Origin of the sequence: Mesorhizobium sp. YC-39, from assembly GCF_025753795.1 — a bacterium.
Taxonomy (GTDB): Bacteria; Pseudomonadota; Alphaproteobacteria; order Rhizobiales; family Rhizobiaceae; genus Mesorhizobium.
Genome location: NZ_JAOWPS010000008.1, coordinates 44,143 through 57,248 on the forward strand (window position 1 = coordinate 44,143; position 13,106 = coordinate 57,248).

At 63.9% G+C, this 13,106-nt stretch carries 11 protein-coding genes; 3 read left to right on the forward strand and 8 right to left on the reverse strand.

The features are described from left to right. Positions 1-251: 251 nt before the first annotated feature. A complete protein-coding gene (locus OHD62_RS31335) occupies positions 252-1,001 on the reverse strand; it encodes a FadR/GntR family transcriptional regulator (protein WP_263791016.1) in 750 nt (249 codons plus the stop codon). Between the two features lie 103 nt (positions 1,002-1,104). On the opposite strand from OHD62_RS31335, the gene OHD62_RS31340 reads away from it, so the two are divergent. Further along, positions 1,105-2,031 (forward strand): NAD(P)-dependent oxidoreductase, encoded by a 927-nt coding sequence (locus tag OHD62_RS31340; protein ID WP_263791017.1) that lies wholly within the window; start codon positions 1,105-1,107, stop codon positions 2,029-2,031. A 76-nt stretch (positions 2,032-2,107) separates the two neighbouring features. Here the strand turns inward: OHD62_RS31340 and OHD62_RS31345 are convergent, their stop codons facing one another. Continuing rightward, positions 2,108-2,911, reverse strand: coding sequence for a FadR/GntR family transcriptional regulator (locus tag OHD62_RS31345; protein WP_263791018.1), 804 nt, complete (start codon positions 2,909-2,911; stop codon positions 2,108-2,110). Positions 2,912-2,914: 3 nt separating this feature from the next. Beyond that, positions 2,915-4,354 carry an FAD-binding oxidoreductase gene (locus OHD62_RS31350; protein WP_263791019.1) on the reverse strand — a complete coding sequence of 480 codons (1,440 nt, stop codon included), beginning with the start codon at positions 4,352-4,354 and terminating at the stop codon, positions 2,915-2,917. Between the two features lie 161 nt (positions 4,355-4,515). On the opposite strand from OHD62_RS31350, the gene gloA reads away from it, so the two are divergent. Continuing rightward, positions 4,516-4,929 (forward strand): lactoylglutathione lyase, encoded by a 414-nt coding sequence (gene gloA, locus OHD62_RS31355; protein WP_263791020.1) that lies wholly within the window; start codon positions 4,516-4,518, stop codon positions 4,927-4,929. Between the two features lie 77 nt (positions 4,930-5,006). Here the strand turns inward: gloA and OHD62_RS31360 are convergent, their stop codons facing one another. The 4 genes from OHD62_RS31360 to OHD62_RS31375 all read right to left on the reverse strand — a co-directional run bounded on the left by OHD62_RS31360 (position 5,007) and on the right by OHD62_RS31375 (position 9,738). After that, on the reverse strand, positions 5,007-5,975 hold the full coding sequence (locus OHD62_RS31360; RefSeq protein ID WP_263791021.1) for an ABC transporter permease: 969 nt from the start codon (positions 5,973-5,975) through the stop codon (positions 5,007-5,009). Between the two features lie 34 nt (positions 5,976-6,009). Beyond that, positions 6,010-7,512 carry a sugar ABC transporter ATP-binding protein gene (locus OHD62_RS31365; RefSeq protein WP_263791022.1) on the reverse strand — a complete coding sequence of 501 codons (1,503 nt, stop codon included), beginning with the start codon at positions 7,510-7,512 and terminating at the stop codon, positions 6,010-6,012. A gap of 5 nt (positions 7,513-7,517) precedes the next feature. Further along, entirely contained in the window at positions 7,518-8,501 is a 984-nt protein-coding gene (locus OHD62_RS31370; RefSeq protein WP_263791023.1) for an ABC transporter permease, read from the reverse strand. A gap of 154 nt (positions 8,502-8,655) precedes the next feature. Continuing rightward, on the reverse strand, positions 8,656-9,738 hold the full coding sequence (locus tag OHD62_RS31375; RefSeq protein ID WP_263791024.1) for a sugar ABC transporter substrate-binding protein: 1,083 nt from the start codon (positions 9,736-9,738) through the stop codon (positions 8,656-8,658). A gap of 214 nt (positions 9,739-9,952) precedes the next feature. Between OHD62_RS31375 and OHD62_RS31380 the strand changes: the two genes are divergently transcribed. Further along, positions 9,953-11,545, forward strand: coding sequence for a GMC family oxidoreductase (locus OHD62_RS31380; RefSeq protein WP_263791026.1), 1,593 nt, complete (start codon positions 9,953-9,955; stop codon positions 11,543-11,545). A 572-nt stretch (positions 11,546-12,117) separates the two neighbouring features. On the opposite strand, the gene OHD62_RS31385 is transcribed toward OHD62_RS31380, so the two are convergent. After that, entirely contained in the window at positions 12,118-13,086 is a 969-nt protein-coding gene (locus tag OHD62_RS31385; protein ID WP_263791028.1) for a cyclase family protein, read from the reverse strand. Positions 13,087-13,106: the final 20 nt, after the last annotated feature.

Genomic DNA, 13,106 nt, shown 5'->3' on the forward strand with positions numbered 1-13,106 from the left:
TCCTCAAAGCCCCGTGTCATCTTGACGGGTCGTTCCGACAGGAATATCAGACGGAATAGTTGTATGACAACCCTGTAAGCATGCAAAAGGTTACGACGGATACCGCCGTCGGAGCGTTGTCGGGAGGTTGGATGGGCGACGAGATGTTGCCGGCATTCGTGCGTGGCGCCAATCGACGCCGGCATGGCCGTGAGGGCCCGGTGGCGGTGGCCGCAGCCGGACTGTCTGTCATTCGCGATCTGTCGTTGGATTTATTTCAGATGTCCAGCGCCGCCGCGAAGCTGCTCGAAGCGCTTGTAGGAACGGGTCAGGTGAAGCCGCATCGCGTGCTGCGCCGCCTTGGCATCGCCCGTCGCTATGGCCTCGTAGATTGCCCGGTGCTCGCGCCGCGTCCGCTCGAAATGCCGCTCGCGTTCGTCAGGCTCCAGGCGATCAAATTGCGTCCATTGGCGCGGGATCATGGCGGCGCCGAACGTGTCGAAGAGCCGGCTGAAATAGGCGTTGTGCGTGGCGAGCGAAATCGCGCGATGGAAACCCGCATCTTCAGTCGCGGCAAGGCCGGTCTCTGCAATCGCCCGGTCGATGGCGTCGAGCTGCTTGGCCATGAAGGCAAGGTCCCTGGCGGTGCGACGCATGGCGGCCAGCGCCGCCGCTTCCACTTCGACACCCATGCGCAGTTCCAGCACGGCCAGGATCTCGTCGATCGATTCGATATCTGTCGGCACGATCGAAAAGGTCTTGGGCGGAGGCTCCCGGGCCACGAAGGCGCCCAGGCCTTGTCTTGTCGTGATAAGCCCGCGCGCGCGCAAAGAGGCAAGCGCCTCGCGAACCACGGTCCGGCTCACACCGGTGGCGTTGACAATCTCCTGCTCGGTGGGAAGCCGCTGACCAGGCGCAAGATCGCCCGCTTCAATCTGCGCGGCAAACTTGTCCACCAGTTCGCCCCTCAGATTGGGGGACTGGCGAATGGCACCGAACATTGCTCCCCCGCGATCCGACATCGGAAAACCCGCCCTTTAAATCGATTCCTGTCGCAAGGATCGCACCGGTTGGTTGCAACGGCAATCTTTCGTTTCTTTGGGCCCATAGTACTGGAAGACCAACATGAAGCAGCAAATAGGCTTTATCGGACTGGGCGCAATGGGCTCAGGCATGGCGGCAAACATCCTGGCCAAGGGCTGGCCCCTGACGGTCTGGGCGCACCGTAACCAGGAGGCGGCATTGAAGCTTGTCGGTGCCGGCGCCCGCCAGGCGGCGACGCCGCGCGCGCTCGCCGAAGGCTGCGACATCATTCTCATCTGTGTTACCGGATCGCGTGAGGTGGAAGCGGTCGTGAAGGGACCAGAGGGGCTTGCCGCCGCAACGGACGGACATGCCGCCGCAGGCAAGGCGCTGCTGATCATCGACTGCTCGACCTCCAACCCATCATCGACGACAGCGCTTGCCACCGAACTTGCCGCGCAAGGCGTGACGCTGATCGACGCGCCGTTGGCGCGCACGCCCAAGGAAGCGGCCGAAGGCAAGCTCGACGTCATGGTCGGCGGCGCGGCGGAAGTGGTCGCCCGCGCCCGCCCGGTGCTCGAAGCCTTCGCCGCTCGCGTCGTCCATACCGGCCCGACCGGCAGCGGCCACACCATGAAGCTGCTCAACAATTTCGTCTCGATGGGCTATTCCGCCATCTATTCGGAGGCGCTGACGCTGGGCGCCAAGGCCGGGCTGACACCGCAGGTCTTCAACAGCGTCATCTCGGGCAGCCGCATGGATTGCGGCTTCTACCAGGCCTTCTTCGATTTCGTGCTGAACCGCAACGAGAATGCGCAGCGTTTTGCCATCGCCAACGCGCTGAAGGACATGACCTATCTCGCCTCCTTCGCGCAAGCTGCCGGCATCGCCAACCCGATCGGTGCAGCGGTGCGCAACGGCTTTGCCACGGCGGTTACGACGGGTCATGGCGACAAGTTCGTGCCGGCGTTGTCGGATATTGTTGCGGGATTGAATGGGGTATCGCTGGTTGAGCCGCCCACAGAGTGAAATCACGTAGGCGGGCGCCGCCATAGGCGATTGGCCCGGCTGAGGGTGAATTACAGATAAAGACGAAGCGAAACCGCTACCCCGCAGTCCGATTGCGCACAGCCTTCCGCAGCCGTGAATGCCGCACCGGAGACGCGACTTCCTGCGGCGATACCGACTCAGCAGCCGCCTCACCCTCATGCAATCCCACACGCAGGGCCGCGCCCGCCAGATGGTCGCGCATGGCCGCTTGCGCGCCTTCGACATCGCCGGCGCGGATGGCGGCGAGGATGCGTTCGTGCTCGCCGAGCGTAATGCGCGCCATGTCGTCCGACTTCTGCTGGTTGCCGGCGGCGAGGATGCTTTCGCGCACGCGCTCGGAAACGAAGGCCAGGAACTGGCCCATGTAGCTGTTGCGCGTCGCCTCGGCGACGGTGCGATGGAATTCGAGGTCGCTGCGCAGCCAGGCGACACTGCCATAGGGGGCAGCGCGCATGCCAGAAAGCGCATTGGTCATCGCGGTAAGGTCGGCCTTGGTGCGCCTTTTGGCGGCAAGGGCCGCCGCCTGGACTTCCAGGATGCCGCGCAGCTCGAACAGGTTGCGAAAGGAATCAGCGCGCTGCAGCGCATCATAGTCGATCGTCAGCACCGTGGCATTGGTCGCGTCGGCGACGAAGGCGCCCCTGCCCTGCTGCGACCAGATCCGGCCCTCGGACCGGAGCCTTGCGATCGCCTCGCGCACGACATTGCGGCTGACCCCGAATGTGGTCGCCAGCGCCTGCTCGGTCGGCAGCTGATCGCCGGGTTTCAGGCGCCCCTGGGCGATCTCGCGCGAGATCGAACTCGCAACCAGGGTTGAGAGGTGCGGGCCGCGATTGACCTTGTCGAGCTTCAGCGTCATCGCTCACCTATAGTCGACGGCGGATGTCGGCGCCAGAATGCGGCCGTTGCTTAGGATATGGCGTGGATCGAACGCTTGCTTGATGCCGGTCGCCAGATCAAGCGTCACCGGATCGATGCGCTCGAGGAACGCCTTCTGCTTGACGCGGCCAATGCCGTGCTCGGCGCTGATCGAGCCGCCATAGCGGTCGACAATTGCAAAGATCTCCGCCTCCGCCTCCTCGAACAGATGTTCCACCGTTTCCGGTTCCATGCCTTCCGGCGGCACGATATTGAGATGGATGTTGCCGTCGCCGACATGGCCATAGGTGACGGCCAGCGCCTCCGGCCGCGCCTGCTTCAGCGCCGCCAGTGCATCAGTGACGAAATCCGCGAGTTTCGAGATCGGCACCGAAACGTCGGTGCGCAGATAGCGGCCCCCGCGCCCCTGACGCTCGACCATGATCTCGCGATAGAGCCACAGCCGCTCGGCCTGCGCCCGCGTCGATGCGACGATGCCGTCCTCGACGATGTCGGCGACGCCGCCGAGAAAACCCATGAGCATGGCGGACAAGTCGATCAGCCCGCCGGAGGAAATCTCGATCAGCACATAGGCCGGATAGGCTTTTGTCAGCGGATCGGGAAAATCCGCGCCCTCGCGCATGGTGATTTCGATACCCTGGCGCAGGATCAGTTCGAAGGCGGTGAGCAGGTCGCTGCAGTCGCGTCGTGCCCGTGCATAGAGCGCCATCGCATCCTCGACCGAGCGCAGCCCGACCAGTGCCGTCTCGATCTGCGTCGGCTTGGGAAAGAGCTTTAGCGCCGCGGCGGTGACGATGCCGAGCGTGCCTTCCGAGCCGATGAAGATCTGCTTGAGGTCATAGCCGCGATTGTCCTTGCGCAACACCTTGAGCCCGTTCCAGATGCGGCCATCGGCCAGCACGACTTCGAGGCCGAGCACAAGGTCGCGCGTCATGCCGTAACGCAGCACGTTGAAACCGCCGGCATTAGTCGCGACGTTGCCGCCGATGCGGCAACTGCCTTGCGCGCCGAAGGTGATCGGCAAGATACAGTCGCTCTGCTCGGCGGCACGCTTGGCGTCCTCGAGGATACAGCCGGCCTCGACCACCATGGCGAAGTCGATCGGGCTGACCGAGCGGATCCGGTTCATGCGCTCCAGCGAGATGACGACCTCGCCGCCGGCCGCTACGGCCGCGCCGACAAGGCCGGTCAACCCGCCTTGCGGCACGACGGGAATGCGCTCCTTATGGCAGTGCCGCAGCAGCGCCGACATCTCTTCCACCGAAGCCGGCCGCGCCACCGCCAGCGGCAGCCCGAAATGATCGCCGGACCAGTCACGGCTGTAGCGCGAAAGATCGTCGGCTTCGGTCAGCAGCCCGCCATCGGACAGCAGGCCGGCCAAGGCTGCGATCAGCGATGCGGAGGTGGGCGGCACGGCATTCATGAGTGGATACTAGAGCCTTTCGGAAAACGACTGGACAAGCACCAATCTTGTCGTGTTATCATACAACCCTGATTTAGAACATCAAGCGGGACGGCCTCGCCGCCAACCGTTTGATGTGGATGGTCAGACCCGCAAATCACCGAATTTGGAGGACTTTCACGATGAGCGCCGCCCCGGGCTTTCGCTATATGCACACCATGATCAGGGTGCTCGACCTCGACAAGTCGATCGCCTTCTACACCGAGGTCCTCGGCATGACCTTGCTGCGCCGGGACGACTACCCCGGCGGCAAGTTCACCAACGCCTTTGTCGGCTACGGTCCGGAGGACAAGGAAGCCGTCGTCGAACTGACGCTGAACTGGGGCCGTGAGGAACCCTACGAGATCGGCACCGGCTTCGGCCATCTGGCGCTCGGCGTCAACGACATCTACGCCGTCTGCGCGGAACTGGAAAAGCGCGGCGCCAAGATCCCGCGCAAGCCCGGCCCGATGCAGCACGGCACCACCCACATCGCTTTCGTCGAAGATCCCGATGGCTACAAGATCGAGCTGATCGGCCTCGACACAATGCAATGATTGCAGGCCGGACCGCATCGGCCTCGCACCGATGCGGTCCCTCCCTGTCCGCGCTTGCTTGGGAGGCGGTGCGGATATCACTTGATGACCGCGATCTTGCTGCGGTCGATGGTGATGGCGACGGCGGCAATCAGCACCGCGCCGAACACCATGTTTTCCAGGAAAATGTTGACGCCGACGAAAGTCATGCCGATGCGCACGATCGAGATGATCAGCGCGCCGACCGCCGTGCGGGCAACGCCGCCCAACCCGCCGGTAATCGCCGTGCCGCCGACGATGACAGCGGCGATGGCGGGAAGCAGCAGCTGGTTGGCCAGCACCGGCGAACCGCTCGACAGGCGCGCCGCCAGCACGACGCCAGCGATTGCCGCCAGCATGCCGGAGGCGGCGAATGCGATGATCTTGGTGCGGTCGACATTGATGCCCGCCGCCCACGCCGCCGGTTCGCCGGCGCCCACAGCGATCGCCTGGCGACCAAAGCGCGTGTAGCGCAGCGCCAGGAAGCTGGCGATGCCGATGACCGCCGAAATCAGCACCACCATCGGCAGGCCGGCAATCGTGGCGTTGATCCAGGCGGTTTTCTCGCGGCCGCCTTCCTCGATGGTGATGGCGCGGCCGTTGGAGACCCAGAGCGCCAGGCCCGTGACCACGCCGCCGGTGGCGAGCGTCGCCACGAAGGACGGCACGCGCAGCTTGACGTGGACGATGCCGCTCAGGATGCCGAAGACGAGGCCCGACAGGATTGCCACCGGAAAGGCGGCAAAGCCGAGCGAAGGCAGCAATTGCGCCAGCATCACGCTCGCCAGCGAGGCGACGGCCTGGATCGACAGGTCGATGCCGCCGAGCAGGATAGCGAAGGTGACGCCCGTCGCCAGGATGAACAGCACGGCGGTGTTGGCAAAGAGCAGCGCCAGCGTCTCGCCAGTCATGAAGCCGGGCGCGGCGATCTCGATGATCAGCAAGAGCCCGACAAGCAGGATCAGCGGGATGGCGCCTTGCGTCCACTTGCCCTCGAATATCCGCCTGATGGAGAACGTTTCATTCATAGCCGGCCTCCAGCGTAGGTTTCCGAACGGCCTCTCATACCATCGCTCGCAATAGATCGACCTGGTCCGGTTTGTGGCCAGGGCTGGCGTCGAAGCGCGCGGTGATCTCGCCGTCGCGCATCACCAGCACCTGATGCGACAGGCCGATCGTCTCCTCCAGTGTGTCGGAGATCAAAAGGATCGCCACACCCTGCGCGGAGAGATCGCGGACCAGTTCGTAGACTTCCTCCTTGGCGCCGACATCGAGGCCGCGCGTCGGATGGTCGAGCACCAGGATGCGCGAGCCAGCCGTCATCCAGCGCGCCAGCACCACCTTCTGCTGGTTGCCGCCGCTGAGCTTGCGGCAGGCGGCGTCAGGGCCGGGCGCCTTGATGCGCAGCCGCTTGATCCAGTCGGCGGCAAGCTGGCGCTCCTTGCCGTAGTCGATGGTGCCATGGCGCATGACGCTTGACAGATCGGCCAGCGAAATGTTTTCGGCTATCGACAGGAACATCACCAGGCCCTCAAGCCTGCGTTCGCGCGGCACATAGCCGATGCCCTTGCGCACTGCCGGTTCCGGCGAGCCGAAACGCACCGTCTCGCCGGCGATTTTCATTTCGCCGGCATCATGCGGCAGGAAGCCGCCGATGGTGCGCGTCACCTCCTCACGGCCGGAGCCAACGACGCCGGCGATGCCGACGATCTCGCCGGCCCGGATCGAAAGATCGACGCCGTGATAAAAACCATTCGCGGCAAGTCCCTTGGCCTCGACCATGATCTTCTGGCTTGGCGGCTGCTGGCGGGCCTCGCGGTAATATTCGGCCTGCAGGCCGCGCCCGACCATGATCTCGTGCAGTTCCGGCGCGGTCACTTCCGAGGCGCGATGCTCGGCCACGACCGCGCCATCCTTCATCGTGTAGACGCGGTCGGAGATCGCAAGCACCTCGTCGAGGCGGTGCGAGACGAAGACGAAGCTGGCGCGGGATTTGAGCGAGCGCACGCGCGCGAACAGCACCTCAATGTCGGCGGCGTTGAGCACCGAGGTCGGCTCGTCGAGCAGGATGAGCAACTGCCGCTCGACCACTTCCTCAAGCGTCAGCGCCTTGGCCAATTCGACCATCTGGCGTGCGGCGAAGGTGAGCTCGGAGGTGCGCGCGGTGACGTCGATGTCGATGCCGATCTTGGCCAACTGGCGGCGCGCCGCCGCGTTCATGGCGCGCCAGTTGACGATGCCAAAGCGGGTGAAGCGGTCTTCCTCGCCGAGATAGATGTTTTCGGCGACCGTCAGGTTGAGCACCAGCGACTGTTCCTGGAACACCATGCCGATGCCATGCCGGGCCGCGTCGCGCGGGTTGCGCATGCGCAGTTGCTCGCCATCAAGGGTAAGGCTGCCGCCGTCCAGCCGGTAGCTGCCGGCCAGCACCCGCATCAGCGTCGACTTGCCGGCGCCGTTTTCGCCGATCAGCCCGACCACCTCGTTGGGCCGGACCTCGATCGAGACGTCGCGCAAGGCCTGTACACCGGGAAAATTCTTGATGATGCCGGATGCGTTCAGCATGGCGGTCACTTAACGATTCTGAGGCGGACGCGGTCGAGCGACAGCGCCACGGCAGCAATGATCATCAGGCCCTGCACCGTCTGCTGGACGTAGGGCGAAATGCCGAGCAGGATCATGCCGTTGGCGAGCACGGTGACGATCAGCACGCCGATCAACGTGTTGACGACGCCACCTTCGCCGCCGGTCAGGGCCGTGCCGCCGACCACCACGGCCGTCACGGCGGCAAACAGCCTGCCGTCGCCGATGACGGCATGCGACTGGCCGAGCTGCGCCGCGGCAAGGACGCCTGATATGCCGAAGAAGAACCCGGCGAGCGCAAAGGCAGTGATGCGCACGCGCGTGACGTTGACCCCGGAGAGCTTGGTCACGTCCTCGTCGCCGCCGATCGCCAATATGTGGCGGCCGAGCCGGGTGTAATACTGGATGACGGCCGCAAGCAGGAACGCTCCAATCGCAACCCACACCGCCAGCGGCAGGCCGAGGAAACGGTGCAACGCCAGGTCGCGGATCGAGGCGTCGTTGAGGCGGATGGCCGAGCCGCCCAGCATATAGACCGAGAGGCCAAGGCCGATGAACCACATGCCGAGCGTCGCCATGAAGGACGGGATGCGCAGCGTCGTCTGGACGAGACCGCTGATGAGACCCATGATTGTGCCTGAGGCGATCGCCGCCAGCACCGCCCACCAGCCATAGTCGTTGCCATTGCTGTCATTGGCGGCGAGCAGCACCACCACCATCGCCGACACCGATAGCGTGCCCTCGACCGAGAGGTCGATGCTGCCCATCAGGATGATGAAGGTCAGCCCCATCGCCAGCGTCAGCGGTACGGCGGCCGAGTTGGCCAGCCGCACCAGGTTGCGCAATTCGATGAAATTGGGATTGGCAATGGCGATCAGTATGCACAGCACGATCAGCACCGCCAGCGGCGCCAGGCTGCGCCAGCGCCTGCCGCCGAACACGGTAGCGATGCGGCCGGGGAGAAGTGTCATAAGCGTCGTCCGCTCAATGTCTGAAACGGACTTCAGGGGTTCTGTATCGATTGTCAAGAAACCGCTTCCCGTCAGCTGATGACAGTCGCCGCGCATGTGAAGCGGCGACTGCAAGAGGAGGCGGGCCGCCAGGGAGCAGCAGCCCGCCCGGCGGTCAGGTGCGGATGGCTCCGGTCACCCGGCCCCACAGGTCGTTCCAGTCGATCTCCGGTTTGGACTCGACGTTGGTCTTGTAATATTCCTCGACGTTGTCGTGCGAGATCAGCACCGCCTTGCCGTAGAATTCGCGGTGTTCCGGCGGTTCCTTGGTCGGATCGAACTTGCCGATCTTGGCGTTGTAGCCGATGGCGAGCCCCATGCCGCCCTGCCAGAACGGATCGGAGGTGACGGTGCAAGCGAACTCGCCGGTGCGCACCGCATCGACCGCCGTCTTGATGCCGTCGACGCCGACGATCGGCACCTTGCCGGCGAGGTTTTCGGCGCGCAGCGCTTCAAGCGCGCCGGAGCCCATATCGTCGTTGGCGGCCCAGATACCCTTGATGTCGTCGCCGAAGCGGGTGAGCAGATTGCCCATCAGGTCGAAGGCCTCGGTCGATTTCCAGTTGGCGACCTGGAAGTCGAGCAGCTTGATGTCGGGATTGGCGGCAAGAGCGGCATCGAGGCCCTTCTTGCGCTCGATCGCCGCCGTGGTCGAGATCAGGCCGCCGAGCGCGACGATGCCGCCCTTGCCGCCGATGGTCTTGAACAGGATCTCGGCAATGGTCTTGCCGCTGGCGATGCCGTCGAACTCGATGTGTGAGACATAGTTCGGGTTGAAGTCCTTGGGGTGCAGATCCGCCGGCTTGTTCCACTGCGTCACCACATAGGCGCCTGCCTTGGCGCAGGCCTCGACGATCGGCCGCGCGTCGGGCGTGTCGTTGGGGTCGGAGTTGAGCACCATGTTGCCGTTGGTCTTGGCGAGCATCGCCTTGATGTCGGCGATGCCCTTCTCGCTGTTGCCTTCCGAAACCAGCGTGACGTGCTCCAGCCCGGCCCATTTGGCATAGGCCTCGGCGCCCGTCTTCCAAACCGCGTGATAGGGGTTGGACAACGAGCGGATCGACGTCACCAGCGTCGGCTTTTCCTGCGCGCGCAAAACTTTTGGCATGGCTAGTGCCGCCACGCCGGCGGTGGCGCCCAGCACCAGCGTCCGGCGGCTGACATTGCCGGAAAGCGTAAGACTGTTCCTGTCCTTCATTTTTTGAACCTCCCGATTGAATCTGTTTCCCGCCCGGCGCTTGCGCAGGCAGCGCGACCGGGCCCTCCGGTTGATGGATCATCAAGCTCCTCACTTGTACGACAACCCTTCAACACGATAACCTTACCCTTTCTCTTGACGCGACACAAGCGACTTGAGATCGTCACGCGCGGGAGAGCGGGGGGCCTGATTTCGGCCTTGCAAGGGAGTGAGAATGTCTGATTTCATCATCGTCGGCGGCGGTTCCGCTGGCTGCGTTCTTGCCGCCAGGCTGAGCGAGGACCCCGACCTGTCGGTGGTCCTGCTGGAGGCCGGTCCGCCCGACACCGACCGCTACATCCACATGCCGGTCGGCTTCTTCAAGATGACGTCGGGACCGCTGATCTGGGGCTATGCCGCGGCACCCGGCAAAGAGATCGACGGCCGCGTCATGGTCTATCCGCAGGCGCGCGTGCTGGGCGGCGGCTCCTCGATCAACGCCCAGGTGTTCACACGCGGATGTCCGCAGGACTATGACGGCTGGGCGGCAGATGATGGTTGCGCGGGGTGGAGCTACGCCGAGGTGCTGCCCTATTTCATCCGTTCCGAGGGCAACGACACCTTCGCCGGTCCTCAGCACGGCACCGATGGCCCGCTCGGTGCTTCCAGCGGCGCGCCGCATCCGCTGACCCGGGTTTTCGTCAGGGCGGCGCAGCAAGCCGGTCTTCCCTTCCGTGCCGACTTCAACGCCGGTGAGCAGGAAGGTGCCGGCTTCTACCAGACAACGACGCGCAGCGGGAAGCGAAGCAGCACGGCGGTCGCCTATCTGAAGCCGGCGCTTGGCCGCAGGAATCTGACGCTGCGCACCGATGCAACGGTGAGCCGGGTCGTCGTCGAGAACGGCCGCGCCATCGGCGTCGAGATCATCGCCAACGGCCGCACCGAACTGCTCAGGGCCGAACGCGAGGTGATCGTCACCGCCGGCGCCATCGGCTCGCCCAAACTTCTGATGCTGTCGGGCATCGGCCTGCCCGCGCATCTGGACACCCACGGCATCAAGGTGGTCCACGATCTGGCCGGCGTCGGCCAGAACCTGCACGATCACATGGATGTCGATGTCGTCGCCGAGCTCAACGGACCGCACGGCATCGACCGCTACAAAAAGAAACGCTGGCAGGCTCTCGCCGGTCTTGAATACGCCCTGTTCGGCAAGGGGCCGGTCGCTTCGAACATCGTCGAGGCCGGCGGCTTCTGGTGGGGTGACCGCGCTGAAAAGACGCCTGACATCCAGTTTCATTTCCTGCCGGGCGCCGGCGTCGAGGAAGGCATAGGCTCGGTCCCCGGCGGCAATGGCTGCACGCTGAACTCCTACCATGTCCGCCCCCGCTCCCGCGGCAGCGTCACGCTGCGGTCGGCGGACCTGCGCGATCCACCCGTCATCGATCCCAATCCCTTCGCCGAGCGCTACGACCTGGAGCGGGCCATCGACGGCATCGAGATCAGCCGCGAGATTCTCTCTCAGCCGGCTTTCGCCAAATACATCAGCCGCGAGCATCTTCCGGGCCCAGCGACTCAAGGGCGCGCGGCGCTCGAAGCGTTCGCCCGAGAGCATAGCCGCAGCGCCTACCATCCGGTCGGCACCTGCCGCATGGGTGGTGATGCCGACAGCGTCGTCGATCCCGAGCTTCGTGTGCGAGGGTTACAGGGCCTGCGCGTCTGCGACAGCTCGGTCATGCCGCGCATCGTATCTTCCAACACCAACGCCGCCGTCATCATGATCGCCGAAAAGGCGGCCGATACGATCACTGGCAGGGCACTGCCGACGTAGCTCAGCCGTCCTCAAACATCGAGCGACGACGATGAACTTTCCGCCCTGGTAGCGCTCCACCACCGGGTTGTCGGTCACCTTGCCAGATCGAGGCGGTTTGCGCCCGCCATTGCGTATCGCTGCCGGCGGCGCTGCAGTTCCCGCTGGCCATCCGCTGGTATAGAGCGTCATTCCCGGCGCCCGATCGGCAGAAGGGCTCAAGCAGAACCTGGCCTATCTGCGCGAGGATATTCCATCCAGGTTGTGGACTGATCTCAAAGACGACGGATTAGTTGCGGAGGGCGCTCCCCTTCCATGACCGAGAAGGATTGATGCCATCCAGCAACGCCGTTGCTGGCGATGCTTGCATGCCACAATCAGGCTTTCCAACCGCTCGGTCCCGACAGGCACAATGCGTTGATGTACCCAGCATCGCTCGCCACGATCTTCTTCGATGGACCTCGACAGCCCACCATAAGTCAACAAATCAAAGCGATTTGAGGAAGGCCCGGAGGGGCGTCGTCTTTGATCACTGGGAGTCCCCAGCGATCAATATCGTGGAGGATGACCAGACGGCTCTGCGCAATGGTGCTTTATCGAAGCGGCATCGCTACCGGCCGCATCGGCGTTCCCGTTGCGCCGCGCAGCTTGATGCAGGCGCCGAAAAAGGCAAACTCGTAGACCTTTTCCGCCGCCAGTTCCTCCAGCTGGGCCATTTCCAGGATGGGAACGCCGGCTTCGGCCAGAAGATAGGTGTGAACGGGGAAGAAATTCTCCGGATGTGCCGAGGGTGTTTGTTCCAGTGTCAGATTGTCGGCGCCGATCATGATCACGCCGTGCTTGGCGAGATACTCGGCACCTTCGCGATTCAGCCCTGGCGTGTTGCTGGCGAACGCACTGTCGGGCCATAGCAGCATTTGCCCCGTGCGAAGCAGAACGACATCGCCGGGCTTGATCGACAGGCCCTGCTTCTTCAGGCAGCCCTCGATATCGGCCTTGCCGATCGGGTGGCTCGGGGGCAGCGTATTGACGCCGTGAAGAGCCGCGACATCAAGCAGAATGCCGCGCGCAAAGATCGGCGGATATTTTTCCGGTCCGCATTTTTGCCACGCGCGGCTGCCGAGATGGTCCTGCGCGGTAAAGCCGTTGAAAATCTCGCCATTATAGCCGAAATGGTTGAAGGCATCGATGTGGGTACCGCAATGGGTGTACATCGATATTGCATCGCCGGAATAACCGACGAGCTTGTTGGCTTCGGGGGTGACACCCATGGCGTTGGCAACGATTTCGCCCTGCGGCGTGTGCGTCATCCAGATCTGGTACGGCTGATCGCCGGCACCGAACCAGCCTGGCATGCCGATGAAATGATCCACCGACAGATCGAAAACCTTGGATGGATCGGTGCGGCTCATGATGGCCGAGCGAGACTCGGCATCGATAAGGTTCAGCATGCCGATCTCGTCGTCGCTGCCGTAAGGGCTCTTGGTGACCTTATGGAATTCGGCATTGTAGGCAATGATCTTGCTCTTCATTGCCTCATCGACGTAACAGGCCATGCACATTGCCGTTCTCCATGTTCTTC